Below are 18,024 nucleotides of genomic sequence, written 5' to 3' on the forward strand. Positions count from 1 at the left end.
TGTCAGGCCGCCCCGCGCCGGCAGTAGCAAGAGGCGCGCACCGGCACCTCGGCCCTGGCGCGGGCCTTGTCGAGCTGACGCCCGATGTGCGCCGCCTCGACCTTTTCGCCGCGGCGCACGAGGCATTCGTGCAGCCCGTGCAGGCTCCAGACATTGCCCGGGTGCTGGCAGGCGCGCGCCAGCGTGTCGTCGAGCCCCAGGTCGGCGCGGTAGACCGCCTCCGCCTCGCCGTATTGCCCCGCGTCGAGCAGCAGCGCGCCCAGCGCGTGCCGCGTCGGCTGCATCCAGCCCCACGGCTCGTCATAGGGCAGCGCGTCGTCGAGCGCGACCGAGCGCCGGAGATGCGCGAGCCCAGCCTCCTTGTTGCCGCGCTTGTACTCGAGCTCGCCCAGCATCATCGCCTCGGCCACCCCGAGAATGTCGCGCCCGGTGTTGTTGAAGAGCATACGGCTTTCGGGCAGCGCGTCGCGGGCCTGAACGAACGCCGCGGCCTCTGCGCTGGCCTCGGTGCTGCGCCCCTTGTTGGCCAGCGCCACGGTGCGGGCGTAGCGCATCACCGCGGTGGTCATGGCGTAGAGCTCCGCGTCTTCGGGCAGCGGCTCGGCGAGGATCGCGTCCCACATGCCGAAGCGGATGTAGACGTGCATGTTCATCGGCACGAAAGCCTCGAGCCAGTCGGCGAACTGCCGCAGCACCGGCTCCTCCGGAAGGTTGGCAACCAGCTCCGCCGCGGCCTCGAGCGCGGGGGCGGGCTGGCCGAGGAACATCGCCCCGTAGATCTTGAAGTGGTAGTTGTGGCACCGGTAGACGGTGTAGAAATCCCCGGCCCCCTCGCGCGCGACCCAGATCCTGTCGGCCTCGATGGCCCGCGAATTGCGCGCGACGACGTTCTGGTAGTCGCCGCAAAGCACGTCGATATGGGTGGCCATGTGCAGCAGGTGCCCGGCATCGGGCGCCAGCGTGCTGAGCCGGTCGCCGTGGCGCAGCGCCAGCTCGGGATGCGGCGACATCTCCATCAGGTGGATGTAGAAATGCAGGAGCCCGGGATGGTCCCAGGCCCCGGGCAGCGTGTCGAAGGCCTGTTCGAGCAACGCGCGGGCCTCGACCGTGTCGGCGCCCCGGGCAGCCTTGCCGGTGGCGAGGTCCCAGAGCTGCCAGGGCGTGCGGCTCATCATCGCCTCGGCGCAGAGCGCGGCGACATCGCAATCCTCGGGGTGGGCCGCCCGCAGCGCGCGCATGGCGGCGGCATAGGCATCAAGGAAGGGCGCGATATCCTCGACCGGCTCCGCGGGGAAGCGCTTGCGTAGCGCCTCGACAAGCTGCGCCTCGACCGGCGACATGGCGGCGTCTGGCCCGATCGCCTCGAGCGCCGCGTGGGCAGTGGCGAGCGCCGCCGCCTTGTCCTCCGGCTCCATCGCCTCCCACGGCAGGTTGTAGTTCGGTCCCGAGGCCGCGGCGATGCCCCATTGCGCCATGGCGCAGTCGGGATCGGCCTCGAGCGCCTGTCTGAAACAGCGCGCCGCCGCCTCGTGGTTGTAGCCGTAGAGCCAGGTGAGCCCCTGATCGAACCAGAGCTGCGCCGTCTCGGATGAGGTCGTGACGCTCCGGCCGAAACGTCCAAGGTCATAGCGCTCCATCGTCGCCTCCCTATCGCTGCTGTCTCTCTCGTGCCGCCGGGACCACCCTAGCAAACCGCCCCCGCCCCGCAGAGCGCAAACCGCCCCGCGAGGGCGTTTGCGCCACCCTTGGCCCCGCGCTGCGTCCGTTTCGACCACTGACGCCGACGATCACGCCCGCAACCCCGCATGCGCAAGCACCAGCCACGCGCTCCGGCCCGGCAGCACCAGCCTGTCGCCGCGCCCGCGCACCAGCCCGGCGCGGACCCTTCGCAGGTCGCAGGACACAGGGCCCGGCAAGGATGGGGCCGTGCAGGCGGTGCCCAGGGCGGGCCGAAGACCGCGCGGTCAGCGCCGGTTGCGCGAGCGCGCCTTGACCACGCCGCGCACCATCTTGCCGAAGGCCCGGTCCTTTTCGCGGCGCTGCGAGAGGCTTGCCGAGTTGAAGGCATCCTCGGCCTGCAGCTTGCGCCAGCGCTCCAGCCGCGCGGGATCCAGCGCCCCGCTCTCGAGCGCGGCGGTGACGGCGCAACCGGGCTCGGTCTCGTGGTGGCAGTCGCGGAACCGGCAGGCGCCGGTCAGTGCCTCGATGTCGTCGAAGAGCTCGGCGATGCCGGAGGCGGCGTCCGCCAGCTGCAGCTCGCGTATTCCGGGCGTATCGAGCAGCACGCAGCCGCCCGCGATCGGGTGCAGCTCGCGGTGGGTGGTGGTGTGGCGGCCCTTGGCGTCGTCCTCGCGGATCGCCCGGGTCGCGATGTCTTTCCGGCCGGCCAGCGCATTGGTCAGGGTCGACTTGCCCACCCCCGAGGATCCGACGAAGGCCACCGTCCGCCCCTTGCCGCACCAGTCAAGCAGCACCTGGCCGGGTTCATCTCCCCGCGCGTCCAGCGCCACCACCGCGACCCGCTCCGAGATCGCGCGGGCGGCATCTGCATAGCTCCCCGGGTCCTCCGCGAGATCGGTCTTGGTCAGCAGGATGACGGGCTCGATATCCGCGTCAAAGGCCATGGCGAGGTAACGCTCCAGCCGCGCCGGGTTGAAATCCTGGTTGCAGGAGGTCACCACGAAGAGCGTGTCGATGTTGGCGGCGATGAGCTGCACCTGCCAGTCCGACCCGGGCGCGCGGCGCTTGATCAGGCTGCGGCGCTCGAGCACCCGGCTGGCCTTTGGCCGTTCGCGGTCGAAGAGCAGCCAGTCGCCCACGGTGGCGTCGATGCCCGGCGGGATGATCTCGTCAATGCCCTCGCCCACCACCTGCAGCCCGCTGCGGTGCACGGCGGTCACCCGCACCGGCGGCGTCTCGGTGAGATCGGTCGCGTCGATCTGCCCGGCAAAGAACGCGCCCCAGCCGAGCGCCTCGATGGCCGAGAGCGCAGGCTCGGGCTGGCGCTCGGGCGCGCCACCCGGAAGGAAGGCTGAGTAATCTCGGACCATGGGCTGTCACACTGTGGGCAGACTCGTTCGCGGCGCAGCATGCCACAGCGGGCCGGTGGCTCAAACGGTTTCAGCCCTGCACCCTCGCACACGGCCCCGTTTTGGGCGTGACGCCCTAGAACGGGTCGAGCTGCGACACCCGCTTCACCGCGTCGAGAAAGGCATAGATCTCCTGCTGCGGCGGATCGTTGTCGAGCGCCTCTTCCAGTACCACGCTGAAACAGCAGAGAATGACCGCCGCGGTGGTCAGCTGCCGCAACGCGGTAAGCCCGAAGAACTGCCGCGACACGGCCTCGGCCAGCCGTCCGACCTGACGCCGCAGCCGCGACGGCGCGGGCCGGACCAGCGCCCCGCGCGCCCGTCGCTGCACCAGCACGGCAGCGGACAGGTCCTCGACCATCGCGGCGCCGGCGCGCGAGGCCGGGTTGCGCTTCCAGCCGGTGGTGATCTGGCGGCAGTGGTGGAAGGTGAAGGCGCTGCTGTCGAAGAGCCAGTTGAAATGGAAGCCCTCGAGCGAGTGCGGCCGCCATTGCGTCTGGCCCACCGGCCCGGAGGGACGCACGCACCACTTGTGCGGACAGGGCGCTTCGCCCGGACGTCGGAAGACATGGTCGGCATGGCGCACCACCGTGGTCCCGGGGTCCACGCGGGCATGGCGCCAGACGCCCCGGAACCGGGTGTAGCCGAAGCGCGAAAGCGCCGCCGCGTCGAAGACCGTGTCCTCGCCCCGCGACAGCACCAGCTCGTCGATGTCGCAGAAAAGCACCGCGCGGGCCTCCCGCAGGTAGCGCAGCCGCACGGCGTTGAGCGCGCAGGTCTGCAGGAACAGCTCGCTGTTGGCGTGCGGCTTGATCCCGCGCGGGCCGAAGGGCAGCTCGGTGCGCAACACCAGTGGGTCGAGCCCCGCCCGTTCGAGACACGCCTCCAGCTCTGCGACGCCATAGCCCGAGGAGCCGTTGTCGATGAGGGCGATGGCCTCGGCGCCCTGGCTCTCGGCGTGGAAGCGGGCGAAATCCTCGATCCAGACGAGGTCGTTGTCGCGCGACATGGTGACGATGACGTTGCGGTCCCGGAAGCGCTCGGGCTCGGTCTCCCGTACGCTGCTCTCGACGCGGTGCCCGTCGATCTCGAGCGCCACGCTCTCGGGGCGCTGCGGACTTTTCAGGGTCACGACGCTGTGGCGGTAGAAGCTGCGCACCGAGGCCCTGACGGGCCGGCCGTCGAGCGTGAGCCGCCCGCGCTTCAGCAGGGCGGCAAGGTTGTTGAGCCGCGGGCAGGTGAGCGTGACGGCACCGTCCTGCCAGACCGCATCCATCCAGAGCGTCGTCGCGTCGAAGGCGGCGTCATAGCCCGGCGTCCGGTAGCCCGGGGCGACCCGCGAGCGGCGCCGGAAGGGCGTGTCCTGCAGGCTGCAGGTCGAGAAATCTGAGATCACGTCCACGCTTGGCTCCGTCTGAACCGCCGTTGCGGCGCTGGCGTGACCATAGGTCGCGCGCAGCGGACTGCAACGGGCGAAACACGGCACAGGCGCCGAGCCGCGCAAGGGCGCAGGCACCGAACGGCCCGCCCGGGGGGGGCGGGCGGACCGCCGGGCAGGATTTACGGCAGGGTCACCCGGTAGAACGGCGCCTTTGCCTCGTCGGATGAGGCGACGGGCCCCGGCGCCGGCGTGTCGCTCTTGAGGGTGCATTCGACGCAATCCGGCGCCTTGGCCATCACCCGTTCCACCCAGAGCGCAACCGCGGTCTGGCGCCCGGCCGGGTAGACCCGCAACACCGTGGTGGCGCCGCGCGGCGCCTCGTAGAGCCGCACGTGGCAGGCGGTGACAATGCCGAAGAACCCGGGTCCGCCGCCGCGCGCAGCTCAGAACACGTCCGGACGCTCGGTGGCACTGGCGGTGATCAGCGTGGCGTCGGCCATGACGACTTCAACAGCCAGCACCGAGAAGCAGGCGATGCCCCAGGCCGCGGCATTCCAGCCGATGCCGCCGCCGAGCAGGTGGCCGCTGACCGTGACCGCGCCGCAATGCCCGGTCGGGAAGGCCAGCCCGTGCCGGTCGAGCGCGGCGGCGAGGCGGGTGTTGGTGACCGCCGCCCCGCGGCGACACCGTCATGCCCGCCGCCGCGGCATGGCGCCCGGCCTCCTGCACGACGGCGGCAGAGGTGGCAGAGGTGGCAGAGGTGGCCCGCACGATTGGCGAGGTCCGCCGCTCGGGCTCGCGTAGACCTTGATCCCGATTGGCCGATGGACGATGAGACATGGGCAATCTCAAGCGGATAGATTTCTGCCATGAGTATAAGGACGGGTAAAAAGAGATCCCGAGGCCTCGGTTCTCTCTTTAGCTTCAATTTCTTACAGGAGAAAAGTGGCAGCCCGTAGGGGAATCGAACCCCTCTTTCCAGGTTGAAAACCTGGCGTCCTAACCGATAGACGAACGGGCCACGCTGCGACATTCCTGTCGCGGATCACGCTTCGGTGGCAGCCCGTAGGGGAATCGAACCCCTCTTTCCAGGTTGAAAACCTGGCGTCCTAACCGATAGACGAACGGGCCATATCCGAAGCGTGACGCGGGTTTTAGGGAATTGCGGTGGCAGCCGCAAGACATATTTTCAGATTTTTCGCGGATCCCGAGACTTATCCGAAAAACCCCTTTTTCCCTTACCAATCAATACCTTGCCGAAACCGCACCCAAGCTCACGCCGGCGCGGCATCCTCCAGCCGCAACTGCACCGCTCGGCGACCGTTCCACTCGTTGATCTCGAGCCGCCCGGCCATCTGGAATCGTTGCCCCTTGTGATCGGTCAGCGTCTGCCCCAGCGGCCCCTCGAAGGCGCCGAAGCAGATCGCGTCGAGCCGCGCGCCCAGCCCGTCCCCGAGGGAGAGCTTGAGATGCCCCGAGCCCACCTGCTTGGCAAAGCTCACCTGCACGTCCGGGAAGGCAAAGCGCGGCGACGGCGCACCCGCCCCGAAGGGCCCTGCCCGCTCGAGCATCTCGCAAAGCTCCACCGTCGCGGCGCCGGGCATCAGCATGCCGTCGAGCCTGAGGTCGGCAGCGCCCCCCTTGCCCGCCCCCTGCTTCGCCAAGAGCTCCGCCAGCCGCGCCATCGCCGCCTCGAGCTGCGCCTCTGCCACAGTCAGCCCCGCCGCCATCTTGTGACCGCCGCCCTTCAGCAGTAGCCCCTCCGCCACGAGCCGCTGCACGCTGGCGCCGAGATCCACGCCCGAGACCGACCGCCCCGAGCCCTTGCCCTCGCCGCCGTCGAGCCCGATCACCACGGCGGGCCGGTTGGTCATCTCCTTGAGACGCGAGGCGACGATGCCCACCACGCCCGGGTGCCAGCCGTCGCCCGCGGCCCAGACCAGCGGCGCGTCGAGCCCGCGTGCCTCGGCCTGCGCCAGCGCCGAGGCACGCACCGCCTCCTCGACCTCGCGCCGCTCGGTGTTGAGCCGATCGAGCCGCTCGGCCAGCGCCTCGGCCTCATGACGATCGCGCGAGGCCAGCAGGCGGGCGCCGATGTCGGCCTGCCCGATGCGGCCGCCGGCGTTGACCCGCGGCCCGAGGACGTAGCCCAGGTGATAGGAGCTCGGCGCCGTGTCGAGCCGCGCCACGTCCGACAGCGCCACCAGCCCTGGCCGCTGCCGCCGCGCCATGACCGCGAGGCCCTGCCGCACCAGCGCCCGGTTGACGCCGATGAGCGGCGCCACATCCGCCACCGTGGCCAGCGCCACGAGATCGAGCATCGACATCAGGTCCGGCCCGCGCGCGCCCGCCTCGCGCAGCTGCCGCCCGCATTCCACCAGCATCAGGAACACCACGGCCGCGGCACAGAGATGCGCCAGCGCCCCGTCCTCGTCCTGCCGGTTGGGGTTCACCACCGCGACGCAATCGGGCAGCGTCTCGCCGCCAAGGTGGTGGTCGAGCACCACCACGTCGGCCCCCGCGGCGGCGGCGATGGGCTCGTGCGAGAGCGTGCCGCAGTCGACGCAGACGATCAGGTCATGCGCCCCGGCAAGCTGCTGCATGGCGGGCACGTTGGGCCCGTAGCCCTCGTCGATGCGGTCGGGGATGTAGAGCGTCGCCTCGCGCCCCATCTGGTGCAGCCAGTCGATCAGCAGCGCCGCCGAGGAGCCGCCGTCGACGTCGTAATCGGCAAAGACCGCGATGCGCTCGCGCCGCTTCACGGCCTCGAGGAAGCGCGCGGCGGCGGTCTCCATGTCGCGCAGCCCGCGCGGGTCCGGCAGCAGTTCGCGCAGCTTCGGCTCGAGATAGCCCGGCACCTCCGCAGGCTCGACGCCGAGCCGCGCCAGCACCGCGCACAGCGCCCGCGGCTGGCCGGTCTGCTGCGCCATCGCCTCGGCCTGCCGCTCCTGCTCCACGCCCGGCCCGACCCAGCGCCGACCGTTCAGTGAGCTCTCAACCCCGAGATATGACATGCCATCGTCCCCTTGCCTCAGCGCAGACCGGATAACGCAGAAAGGCGGGAAACGGAACGCCGCTCCCCGCCTTTCATGTTGTCCACGATCCCCGGCCGGACGGATGCCCCGGCCGGGCGCCCGATCACTCGAACGGGTTGCGGTAGATCACCCGGCGCACGGAGCCGGTCTTCGAGCGCATCAGGATGGTCTCGGTGGTGATCCAGCCCGGCTCGCGCTTGATGCCCGAGAGGATCGAGCCGTTGGTCACGCCGGTGGCGGCGAAGATCACGTCCGCGGTGACCATCTCGTCACGCTTGTAGATCTTGTCGAGATCGGTGATCCCGGCCTTGGCGGCGCGGGCCTTCTCGTCGTCGTTGCGGAACAGCAGCTTGCCATACATCTGGCCGCCCATGCACTTGAGCGCGGCCGAGGCCAGCACGCCCTCGGGTGCGCCGCCGGACCCCATGTACATGTCGATGCCGGTCAGGTGGGACTCGGCGCAGTGCATGACACCGGCCACGTCACCGTCGGTGATCAGGCGGATGGCGGCACCGGTGGCGCGCACCTCGGCGATCATCTCCTCGTGGCGCGGACGCTCGAGGATGCAGCAGGTGATGTCCGACGGTTTGCAGCCCTTGACCTTGGCCAGCGCCTCGACGCGCTCGGTGGGGGTCATGTCGAGCGTCACCACGTCCTCGGGGAAGCCCGGCCCGATGGCCAGCTTTTCCATGTAGACGTCGGGCGCGTGCAGCATCGAGCCGCGCGGCCCCATGGCAATCACCGTGAGGGCGTTCGGCATGTCCTTGGCGGTGAGAGTGGTGCCTTCCAGCGGGTCGAGCGCGATGTCCACGCCCGGGCCGTTCCCGGTGCCGACTTCCTCGCCGATGTAGAGCATCGGCGCCTCGTCGCGCTCGCCTTCGCCGATCACCACGACGCCCTTGATGTCGAGCTTGTTGAGCTGGTCGCGCATGGCGTTGACCGCGGCCTGGTCAGCGGCCTTCTCGTCGCCGTGGCCCACGAGCTTGGCCGAGGCAATGGCAGCCTGCTCTGCCACCCGGGCGAGGCCGAGCGACAACATGCGGTCGTTGAAATCCTTGGGGATCGACATCGAGACTTCCTCTGAAATGGCTGTCGTTCGGGGTGTAGCCCGCACAACCCTGAGCCACAAGGCCGGTGACGCTAACGCCCCTGCCTTATCGGCAGAACGCACACACCCGCCCGAAAGCGCAGCTCCACGCCGCCCCGCTCCTCACCGCACCGCCCTTCGAACCGGCACCGGACATCCCACATACCGGCTGCACACCCCGACACGGCCCCCACCTTTCGACTTGCCGGACAAAACACCCGGGGGTGAGGCGCACAGCGCCCCCTGCTCGTCCGTGGCATGCAACGTCCAGACCCCAATGGGCCGTTCCATCTCCACCCGCCTCCGGAGGGCCGTCTCTCCGGCGAAAACCGCCTCCCCTCCCGCGCAACCCGGCCCCTTCATCTTGCCGGATAAACTCCGGGGGAGTCTCCGCAGGAGACGGGGGCAGCGCCCCCTTCCGCCTTCACCACAAACGCGGCGCCAGACACAGCGCCCCGCACCTTCAACAGCAAACACCAGGGACCGGCACCCGCCAGCCCCCGACGCTCACCTTCCGGGGATCAGACCTGCTCGATGCGCAACGCCACCGGGTCGCCGATGACGACGCCGGTGCCCGGCATCGCCGCCAGCGCCGTGTCGAGCGCCGCGCGGGTGGTCTTGTGGGTCACGATCAGCACCGGGGCCGCCTCGTTGACGTGGTCGTACTGGCGCATGCGGTGGATCGAGACCCCGGCCTCGCCCAGCGCCGAGGCGACCTTGGCGAGCGCCCCCGGCTTGTCGGCCAGCGCCATGCGCAGGTAGTAGGGCGCGGGGGTCGTGGCCCTGGCCGCGACCGCCTTCACCAGCTTGCTCGCGGGGGCCCCGAAGGTGGTAACGCGGGTGCCGCGCGCGATGTCGAGCACGTCGCCCATCACCGCGCTCGCGGTCGGGCCCTCGCCCGCACCGGCGCCGCGCAGCACGATCTGGCCGACCTGGTCGCCCTCGATCACCACCATGTTGGTGCCGCCGTCGAGCTGGCCCAGAGGCGAGGTCGCGGGCACGAGGCAGGGCGACATCGACTGCTCGAGCCCGCGACCGGACATGCGGCACACGCCCAGCAGCTTGATCTTGTAGCCCATGTCCGCGGCCTGGCGGATGTCGTCGATGCTGACCCGCCCGATGCCCTCGAGCTCGACCCCGTCGAAGGCCACCTGCGTGCCGTAGGCGATGGCCGACAGCAGCGACAGCTTGTGGCCGGCGTCGATGCCCCCCACGTCGAGCTCGGGATCGGCCTCGAGATAGCCCAGCCCGTCGGCCTCGGCGAAGGCCTCGTCGTAGCTGAGCCCGCCGCTTTCCATGCGGGTCAGGATGTAGTTGCAGGTGCCGTTCATCACGCCCATGACGCGGGTCACCTCGTTGGCGGCAAGGCCCTCGGTCAGCGCCTTGATGACCGGGATGCCGCCGGCGACCGCCGCCTCGAAGCGCAGCACGCAGCCGTTGGCCTCGGCAAGCTCGGCCAGCGCCTGGCCGTGGTGGGCGAGCAGCGCCTTGTTGGCGGTGACCACGTCCTTGCCCGCCTTCAGGGCCGCCTCGACCGCGGCCTTGGCCGGGCCGTCGGAGCCGCCCACCAGCTCGACGAAGACGTCCACGTCGTCACGGGTTGCGAGCATGACGGGGTCGTCCTCCCAGCCGTAGCTGTCGAGCGGAACGCCCCGGTCCTTGTCGCGGTTGCGGGCGGAGACCGCCGAGATCGCGATGCCGCGGCCCGAGCGGTCCTCGAGCAGCGCCGCCTTCTGGCGCACGATCTTGACGACACCGGCACCCACGGTGCCCAGGCCGGCGATCCCGAGACGGAGGGGGTCAGACATGGGCGGGTTCCTTCTTGCTGTTGTCTCGATGCGTTCAGGTTGCCGGAGGGCTTATCTGCATGGCCCGCCCTGTGCAACGGGATCAGCGTGGCCATCGCCGAAATCCTGGGGGTGGAGGCTGTCGCGGAGGCGGTCCCTGCGGGACCGGAGGGGGCGCTGCCCCCGTCTCCTGCCGGAGACTCCCCCGGGATATTTCCTGCCAGAGGAAGACAGGGGGCTGGTCGGCCCGAGTTTTTGCGTACCAGAATGGCAGCGTGCTCACTCGGGCAGGGTGACGCCGTCGTCCATCCGGGTGCGGTCGGTTGCCGGGACCACCGGGCCCTGCAGCGCCTCGGCGCGGGCGCGAAGCCCCGAGACCCGGCCCTCGATCCCGGCGCGCATCTCTGGCGTCGCCCGCGGTTCGGCGCCCCGCACCAGCGCCTCGAGCGGCAGGATCGCGGGGAACGGCGCGTATTCGGTTCCCGGGGTGCGGGCGGCGTCGAGCTCGGGGAACTGGGCGCAGCCGCTTTGTGTCGCCAGCGCGGCGACGAGGCTCAGGCAGGACAGGCTGGTCGAAAGGCGCATCGGCGGGTCCGTCTTCGGTCTGTCACCCTCTTGCCGCAGTCGACGGCGCGGGGCAAGCGCAACGCTTGATCTGAACGGTTGTTCATATAACCTCGTGCCATGGCCCGCACCCAAGGTTCGCATTCCGACATCACCGGTCCGCGCGTCCGCGACGCGGCGCTGAGGCTGTTCGCGCAGTACGGATATGCCGCCGTCTCGATGCGACAGATCGCGCGCGAGGTCGGCGTGCAGGCGGGCGCGCTCTACAACTATACCCCCGACAAGCAGGCGCTGCTGTTTTCGCTGCTGCGCGGCCACATGGACGAGCTGCTCGAGGCGTGGGAGGCGGCGCCCCGCCCCGAGGGCGCGGTGGCGCGGCTCGAGGGCTTCGTGCGCTTCCACATCCGCTTCAACCTCGACCGGCCCGAGGCAATCTTCATATCCTACATGGAGCTGCGCAACCTCGAGCCCGGGAATTTCGCGGTGATCGAGGCGCAGCGGAAGCGCTACGAGAGCGCGCTCGAGGAGATCCTGCGCGACGGTCAGGCCGAGGGCGCCTTCTCGGTGCCCGACACGCGGCTGGCCTCGTATGCGCTCATCGCCATGCTCACCGGGGTGAACACCTGGTACCGGGCGGGCGGGCGGCTCTCGATCGAGGAGGTGGCGGACATCTACTGGGACATGGTCCGCAAGTCCGTCGCCATCGGCTGAGCCCGCCCCTGCCCCGCGCTCAGCGCGTGGCCTGGATCGACTCGAGGTATTCCAGCAGCGCCACCATCTTCCGCGGCGTCGGCGTCATCACCCCGTCGCCGGTGTCGAGCGGCACGAGGTCGCCCTTCAGCAGCTCGCCGAACTCGGGCATACTGGGCCCGTCGAGATCGGACCGCGCGTAGCCGTCGATCATCGAGAGCACCTTCGCCCGCGGGAAACTGTCGCCGTGGCGCAGCGCGATGAGTGTCAGGTCCTTGGGCGGCGTCGACATCGCCCGCGCCATCTCGCCGTCGCCCCTGGCGCTCTCGCCGTGGCAGACCGAGCAATATTCCAGGAACAGCGCCCGTCCGTCGCTGGCCTCGGGCATCTCGTCCCGCGTACAGGCCGCCACCGCGAGGATCACCCCAAGCACCGCCACGGGCCAAAGCCCGCCTGCCAGTCGTCCCGTCATTCCCGTCTCCCTGCTCGTGTCTTTCCCTCTTCTCTCGCCCGCGCGGCAGGCCAGATCAACCCCTCGCGTCACGCGGGACGGCAGGGGATGACATTCCCGCATCGCAAGGTCATGGTGCCGACACGTTCCCGGAGGAGTCCCGATGCCAGTCCACGCGCTGACCATGCTTGCCGCCGGAATCGGCATCCCGGTTCTCGCGGCGCTCAACGCGCGGCTCGGCGCCTTCATCGGCTCGCCCGCCGCCGCCGCGGTGATCCTGTTCTGCGTGGCGCTCGTCGTAGCGCTGGTGACCATGTTCGTCATCGACCCCCGCCCCATCACCCGCGCCGTGGAGGCGCCGCGGCACCTGTTCCTCGGCGGCATCTTCGTCGCCTTCTACGTGCTGAGCGTCACCTTCATCGCGCCGCATTTCGGGGTCGGGCGGGCGATCTTCTTCGTGCTGGTGGGGCAACTGCTGAGCGCCGCGATCATCGACCATTTCGGCCTTTTCGGCGCGCGCACCGTGCCGCTGACGCTGAACCGGGCGGGCGGCATCGCGCTGATGGGCATCGGCGTCTGGCTGGCCCAGCGCGGCTGAGACCCGCGCCGCTCAGGCCGCGGGCATGCCCTGCCCGGCGCCGCCGTGGTCGGTGAGGCATTCGCCATGGTCGCGCAGCACCTCGAGCACCCGGCAATCGGAGACCGCACCGCCGGAGCACTCCCCGATCATGCGCTGAAGCTCGGTCCGCAGCGCCTCGAGCCGGACGATGCGCGCCTCCACCGCACGCAGCTGCTTTTGGGCGATGGCGTCGACGTGGCTGCAGGAATGGTCGGGAGTGTCCGACAGGTCCAGAAGCTCGCGGATCGCCTCGAGCGAGAAGCCCAGATCGCGGGCGTGGCGGATGAAGGCCAGCCGGTCGAGATCGGCATCGCCATAGCGCCGCTGCCCGCCGCTGCTGCGGCCCGGTTCAGGCATCAGGCCGATCTGTTCGTAGTAGCGGATGGTCTGCACCTTGCTGCCGGTGCGTCGCGCCAATGCGCCGATGGTCAGCATCTGTTGACTCCCTTAAAGCTACATGGATTGTAGCTTTAAGCGTCCGGAAAGGCAATTCCGCGGGCCGCGAAGATTTCTTCAGAAACCCCTTGAAGCTACAGTCGCCATAGCTCTTATCTTGCCTGTCGATCGGAACAGACTCACGGACCGGACGATATGACCACCTCTTCGACACAACTTCACGAATGGCGCGTGACCGGCATGGACTGCGGCTCCTGCGCCGCCAAGGTGCGGGGGGCGGTCGAGCAGCTGCCCGGCGTCGCCGAGGTCGATGTCGCCCTGATGACCGAGCGGCTGAAGCTGCGGCTCGACGAGGCCCAGACCCGGACCTCCGAGATCGAGACGGCGGTGCGCGGCGTGGGCTTCGGCATCGCTCCGCGCGGGGCGCCGCCCCAGCGGGAGAAGGGCGCCTTCGTGCTGCCGGACGGCGCGCCGCCGGTCGCTTCCGACACGCCCGAGCCCGACGTCGCCCCTGACGCCCCCGCGCCGCAGCGGTGGTACCAGAGCCGCAAGGGCCGGATGCTGCTCGGCACCGGAGCGCTGTTGCTGCTGGCCTGGGCCATCGAGCTCAGCATCGGCGGGGCGCCAGCGCACTGGGCCTTTGCGCTCGCCACGCTGCTGGGCCTCGCCCCGGTCGCGCGTACGGCCCTTGCGCTGGCGCGCGCGCGGATGCCCTTCACCATCGAGATGCTGATGACCATTGCGGCGCTCGGCGCGCTGGTCATCGGTGCCGCCGAGGAAGCGGCGCTGGTGGTCTTCCTCTTCGCCCTCGGCGAGATGCTCGAAGGCCTCGCGGCGGGCAAGGCCCGCGACGGCATCCGCGCGCTCGCCGACCTCGTGCCGCGCACCGCCCGCGTGGTCGTGGGCGCGCGCATCCGCGAGATGCCCGCCGCCGGACTGTCGGTCGGACAGGTGGTGCAGGTGCGCCCCGGCGACCGCGTGCCCGCCGATGGCACCGTCGTCTCCGGACGCTCGGGGCTCGACGAGAGCCCGGTCACCGGTGAGAGTGTCCCGGTGCTCAAGGAGCCCGGCGCCGAGGTCTTCGCCGGCTCGATCAACACCGAGGCCGAGCTGCGCGTGCGCGTCAGCCGCGACGCCGAGGACAACACCATCTCGCGCATCGTGCGGCTGGTGGAAGAGGCCGAGAGCGCCCGCGCGCCCACCGAGCGATTCATCGCCCGCTTCAGCCGCTGGTACATGCCCGCCATCGTCGTCGTCGCGGCGCTGGTGGCGGTGCTGCCGCCCATGGTTGCGGGCGGCGCGTGGGAGACATGGATCTACCGCGGCCTCGCGCTTCTGCTGATCGGCTGCCCCTGTGCGCTGGTGATCTCGGTGCCCGCCTCCATCGCCTCGGCGCTCTCCGCCGGGGCGCGCCACGGGCTGCTGCTCAAGGGCGGCGCGGTGATCGAGGCCGCGGCGCGCACCACGCTGGTGGCCTTCGACAAGACCGGCACCCTCACCGAGGGGCGGCCGCAGGTCACGGCACTTGCGCCGCTTGCGGGCAGCGAGACGGAGCTGCTGCGCATCGCCGCCGAGGTCGAGACCGGCGCCAGCCACCCGCTGGCGAAGGCAATTCTCGCGCGCGCCGAGGCCGAGGGGCTGGAGCCGCCCGCCGCCACCGAGGCCTCGGCCATCCCCGGGCTCGGCGCCACCGCGACCGTCGAGGGCCGGCGCTGGACCGTCGGCGCGCCCCGGCTCGCGTCCAAGACCGGCGTGCTGAGCGCTGAAGCCCGTGCCCGGGCCGAGGCGCTCGAGGCCGAGGGCCAGACCGTGGTCGCGGTCTTCGCCCCCGGCACGCTGCTCGGGCTCATCGCCCTGCGCGACGAGCCCCGCCCCGACGCCGCCCCCGCGGTGGCCGAGCTTGCCGCCATGGGCGTCGGCAGCGTCATGCTCACCGGCGACAACGCCCGCACCGCCGAGGCCATCGCCGCGCGCATCGGGCTCGGCCACCGCGCCGGGCTGCTGCCCGAGGACAAGGTGACAGAGCTGGGCAAGCTCACCCGTGACGCACGGGTGATGATGATCGGCGACGGTATCAACGACGCGCCCGCGCTCGCCACCGCCCATGTGGGCATCGCCATGGGCTCGGGCACCGACGTGGCGCTCGAGACCGCGGACGGCGCGCTGCTGCGCAACCGCGTGACCGACGTGGCGGCACTGTTGCGGCTGTCGCGGGCGACCATGGCCAACATCCGCCAGAACGTGGCCATCGCGCTCGGGCTCAAGGGGGTCTTCCTCGTGACCACGGTGCTGGGGCTCACCGGGCTCTGGATCGCCATCCTCGCCGACACCGGCGCCACGGTGCTGGTGACGCTGAACGCGCTGCGACTGCTGGGCTTCCGCCCCGGCGGCCGCTGACGCTGCCGGGAAAGCCACGACCGAGCGGTGAGGATTCGGGCGTTTTGCCTGCCGAACAGGCAAAACCGTCACCTCTGCTCCGTCCCTGCCCGGTTGCGCTTTCGCCGCCCTGCGCGGTTCGCTACCGATCCGGGCAAGACCAGACGCGAGGATCCGACCATGCCCGACATCGACCACACCCGTCTCGACGCAGCCCTCGACGCGCTGCCCAAGGCCCATCCCGGCCCCGGTGGCGTCGCGGGGGTGATGAAGGACGGCCGGATCGTGGCGGCCCGCGCCTGGGGCTATGCCAGCCTCGAGACCGGGACGCCCCTGTCGACCGCGACCCGGCTGCCGATCTGCTCGATCTCGAAGCAGTTCACCTGCGGTGTGCTGCTGGCGACGGTGGGCGACCCGGCAAAGCTCGACGCGGGCGTGGCCGACTTCCTGCCGCGGCTCGAAAGCCCGCTGCCCACGGTGAAGCAGCTCTGCGACAACCAGTCGGGGCTGCGCGACTACTGGGCGCTGACCATCCTTCAGGGCGCCAAGGCCGAGCAGACCTTCCGGCGCGAGGACGCCCTGCCGCTCATCGCAAAGATGAAGACCGGTCATTTCGCGCCCGGCACCTCGTATTCCTACAACAACAGCAACTTCCGTATGGTCGGCGAGCTGATCGAGCGAGCCACGGGCGAGACGCTCGAGACGCTCTACCAGCGACACATCTGGGGGCCTGCCGGCATGACCGGTGCCGAGCTCACCGCCGACACCCGCCACCCGGCGGACGGTGTGACCGGCTACGAGGGCAGCGACGCGACCGGGTTCTTCCCCGCCGACAACGGCATCTACTGGCGCGGCGACGCGGGCATCTCTGCCTCGCTTGAGGACATGCTGGCCTACGAGGCTTGGATCGACGCCACCCGCGACGATGCCGAGAGCCTCTACCGCCGACTTTCGGCCGCGCCCAGCTTTGTCGACGGGGCGCCCGCGTCCTACGGATACGGGCTGTCGCATGAAGAAATCGGCGGCGCCGCCTTCACCGGCCACGCCGGCGCCCTGCGCGGCTTCCGCGCCTATCGCATGAACAGCCGCGAAGAACGGCTTTCGGTGGTGGTGCTCTTCAACCACGAGGGCAGCGCCCATGGCGCCGCGACCCGGCTGGCGCTCGCGGCGATGGGCAAGGATGCGCCCGAGCCCGCCCCCATCGCCCAAAGCTGGGACGGCCAGTGGCTCGACACCGAGCGCGGAATGCTCGCGCGGATCGAGACCGGCTGCCGCACCGCTACGCTCCAATACGGCACCGGCGATGCGGAGCTGACCTGCGACGGCGAGGCGCTGCGCTCGGACGGGCTGGTGATCACCCGCGCGGGCGACGGGCTCACCATGCTGCGCCCCGGCGAGAACACCACGCGCAGGCTCACGCCCCTGAACGAGATCGCCTTTGCCGACGGCGCCGAGATTGCGGGGCGCTACCGGTCCGACGAGCTCGATGCCGAGATGGAGATCGAGGCCCGCGACGGCGGCGTCTACGCGGTCTTTCGCGGCATGTTGGGCGAAGGCCGGCGCGAGCGCATGGCGGCGGCGGGCAACGACGTGTGGCGGATCGCGACGCGGCGCTCGATGGACGCCCCCGCCCCCGGCGACTGGACGCTGGTCCTCTGCCGCGACGCGGCGGGTGCGGTCAGCGGCGCGACGCTGAGCTGCTGGCTCGCACGCGGCGTGGCCTACACGAGGCTCTGAGCGCTCAGCGCGCGCCAAGCATGTGGACGTGACCGTAGGCCGCCCGGATGGCGGCCACGATCCCGTCGTTGCGGTGCAGGATGTGCTCGCGCATCAGCGCCATGGCGCCCACGGCATCGCGGGCCCGCACCCGGGCGAGGATGTCGCGGTGCTGCGACTGGGTGCCGGCGCGGCGCCCGTCCATGGCGATCCAGCGCACGAGGTGGATGCGGTCGTTGAGATTGGCCAGCATCCCCCGCATCACCGCGTTGCCCGCCAGCCGGGCGAGTGTGTCGTGGAACCCTATGTCGAGCTCGATCAGCCGGTCGACCGAGGCGTCGGGGGTCTCGGCGATGCTCTCGTCGAGGAACCCCGCCAGCGCCTCGAGCCCGGCCTCGGTGGCGCGCTCGCAGGCCAGCCGGACGATGGCGCATTCGAGCTCGAGCCGGGCCTCGAAGAGGTCGGTGACCACGTCGACCCGCAGGTCGGGGACCGAAAAGCCCCGCGTGCCTTTCTCGAGCAGCCCCTCGGCCACCAGCCGGTTCAGCGCCTCGCGCAGCGGCGTGCGGCTGGTGTTGAGACGCTCGGCCAGCGCCACCTCGTTGAGTTTCTGCTTGGGCAGCAGCGCAAAGCGCAGCAGCAGCTCGCGCAGCTCGGCATGGGCCCGGTCGGCGGCCGAAACCGCAGTGCCTTCGCCTGTCTCCGCCATCGCCCCGCCCTCGCCCTCTTGCTGAATTCCGGCCTGTATGCAGCGCGCCTCCCCGGCCCGTCAAGCGCTGCGGCCCCTGTGCAGAAGTCGGTTGCGCGGGGCTGGCGCTGCGTAGTATTCCGCT

The 18,024-nt window shown here is 70.6% G+C and carries 15 protein-coding genes, 2 tRNA genes and 1 pseudogene; 4 read left to right on the forward strand and 14 right to left on the reverse strand.

Annotated features, from left to right (window positions below):
- Nucleotides 1-2: 2 nt before the first annotated feature.
- The 11 genes and pseudogenes from BLQ77_RS00690 to BLQ77_RS00740 all read right to left on the reverse strand — a co-directional run bounded on the left by BLQ77_RS00690 (nt 3) and on the right by BLQ77_RS00740 (nt 10,964).
- Nucleotides 3-1,637: a tetratricopeptide repeat protein gene (locus BLQ77_RS00690; RefSeq protein ID WP_089954224.1), complete on the reverse strand. Its 1,635-nt coding sequence runs from the start codon at nt 1,635-1,637 to the stop codon at nt 3-5.
- A 327-nt stretch (nt 1,638-1,964) separates the two neighbouring features.
- Complete coding sequence (gene rsgA, locus BLQ77_RS00695; protein ID WP_089954227.1) at nt 1,965-3,050, reverse strand: ribosome small subunit-dependent GTPase A; 1,086 nt, start codon at nt 3,048-3,050, stop codon at nt 1,965-1,967.
- A 115-nt stretch (nt 3,051-3,165) separates the two neighbouring features.
- Complete coding sequence (locus BLQ77_RS00700) at nt 3,166-4,491, reverse strand: hypothetical protein (protein WP_089954230.1); 1,326 nt, start codon at nt 4,489-4,491, stop codon at nt 3,166-3,168.
- 158 nt (nt 4,492-4,649) lie between these two features.
- Nucleotides 4,650-4,862, reverse strand: a complete 213-nt coding sequence (locus BLQ77_RS00705; RefSeq protein ID WP_089954232.1) for a hypothetical protein — start codon at nt 4,860-4,862, stop codon at nt 4,650-4,652.
- A gap of 51 nt (nt 4,863-4,913) precedes the next feature.
- A pseudogene (locus BLQ77_RS29800) lies at nt 4,914-5,138 on the reverse strand (FAD-binding protein); the annotation flags it as partial.
- A gap of 278 nt (nt 5,139-5,416) precedes the next feature.
- Nucleotides 5,417-5,491: transfer RNA gene (locus tag BLQ77_RS00715), tRNA-Glu, on the reverse strand.
- 35 nt (nt 5,492-5,526) lie between these two features.
- A tRNA-Glu gene (locus BLQ77_RS00720) sits at nt 5,527-5,601 on the reverse strand.
- A 143-nt stretch (nt 5,602-5,744) separates the two neighbouring features.
- A complete protein-coding gene (recJ, locus tag BLQ77_RS00725) occupies nt 5,745-7,484 on the reverse strand; it encodes a single-stranded-DNA-specific exonuclease RecJ (RefSeq protein ID WP_089954235.1) in 1,740 nt (579 codons plus the stop codon).
- 124 nt (nt 7,485-7,608) lie between these two features.
- Nucleotides 7,609-8,574 (reverse strand): class II fructose-bisphosphatase, encoded by a 966-nt coding sequence (gene glpX, locus BLQ77_RS00730; RefSeq protein WP_008885180.1) that lies wholly within the window; start codon nt 8,572-8,574, stop codon nt 7,609-7,611.
- 539 nt (nt 8,575-9,113) lie between these two features.
- A complete protein-coding gene (locus tag BLQ77_RS00735; RefSeq protein WP_089954237.1) occupies nt 9,114-10,400 on the reverse strand; it encodes a homoserine dehydrogenase in 1,287 nt (428 codons plus the stop codon).
- Between the two features lie 258 nt (nt 10,401-10,658).
- Nucleotides 10,659-10,964: a hypothetical protein gene (locus tag BLQ77_RS00740; protein ID WP_089954240.1), complete on the reverse strand. Its 306-nt coding sequence runs from the start codon at nt 10,962-10,964 to the stop codon at nt 10,659-10,661.
- A 99-nt stretch (nt 10,965-11,063) separates the two neighbouring features.
- On the opposite strand from BLQ77_RS00740, the gene BLQ77_RS00745 reads away from it, so the two are divergent.
- Nucleotides 11,064-11,654 carry a TetR/AcrR family transcriptional regulator gene (locus BLQ77_RS00745; RefSeq protein WP_008884135.1) on the forward strand — a complete coding sequence of 197 codons (591 nt, stop codon included), beginning with the start codon at nt 11,064-11,066 and terminating at the stop codon, nt 11,652-11,654.
- A gap of 19 nt (nt 11,655-11,673) precedes the next feature.
- On the opposite strand, the gene BLQ77_RS00750 is transcribed toward BLQ77_RS00745, so the two are convergent.
- On the reverse strand, nt 11,674-12,105 hold the full coding sequence (locus tag BLQ77_RS00750; RefSeq protein WP_089954243.1) for a cytochrome c family protein: 432 nt from the start codon (nt 12,103-12,105) through the stop codon (nt 11,674-11,676).
- 142 nt (nt 12,106-12,247) lie between these two features.
- Here BLQ77_RS00750 and BLQ77_RS00755 point away from each other — a divergent pair, with 142 nt between their 5' ends.
- Nucleotides 12,248-12,682 carry a DMT family transporter gene (locus BLQ77_RS00755; protein ID WP_089954246.1) on the forward strand — a complete coding sequence of 145 codons (435 nt, stop codon included), beginning with the start codon at nt 12,248-12,250 and terminating at the stop codon, nt 12,680-12,682.
- A gap of 12 nt (nt 12,683-12,694) precedes the next feature.
- On the opposite strand, the gene BLQ77_RS00760 is transcribed toward BLQ77_RS00755, so the two are convergent.
- Nucleotides 12,695-13,138, reverse strand: a complete 444-nt coding sequence (locus BLQ77_RS00760; protein WP_008885742.1) for a MerR family transcriptional regulator — start codon at nt 13,136-13,138, stop codon at nt 12,695-12,697.
- Between the two features lie 156 nt (nt 13,139-13,294).
- On the opposite strand from BLQ77_RS00760, the gene BLQ77_RS00765 reads away from it, so the two are divergent.
- On the forward strand, nt 13,295-15,496 hold the full coding sequence (locus BLQ77_RS00765; RefSeq protein WP_089954250.1) for a heavy metal translocating P-type ATPase: 2,202 nt from the start codon (nt 13,295-13,297) through the stop codon (nt 15,494-15,496).
- A 159-nt stretch (nt 15,497-15,655) separates the two neighbouring features.
- Complete coding sequence (locus BLQ77_RS00770; protein ID WP_089954253.1) at nt 15,656-17,212, forward strand: D-aminopeptidase; 1,557 nt, start codon at nt 15,656-15,658, stop codon at nt 17,210-17,212.
- A 4-nt stretch (nt 17,213-17,216) separates the two neighbouring features.
- On the opposite strand, the gene BLQ77_RS00775 is transcribed toward BLQ77_RS00770, so the two are convergent.
- Nucleotides 17,217-17,900 (reverse strand): GntR family transcriptional regulator, encoded by a 684-nt coding sequence (locus BLQ77_RS00775; protein WP_089954255.1) that lies wholly within the window; start codon nt 17,898-17,900, stop codon nt 17,217-17,219.
- Between the last annotated feature and the right edge of the window lie 124 nt (nt 17,901-18,024).

Source organism: Salipiger thiooxidans (assembly GCF_900102075.1).
Classification (GTDB): domain Bacteria; phylum Pseudomonadota; class Alphaproteobacteria; order Rhodobacterales; family Rhodobacteraceae; genus Salipiger; species Salipiger thiooxidans.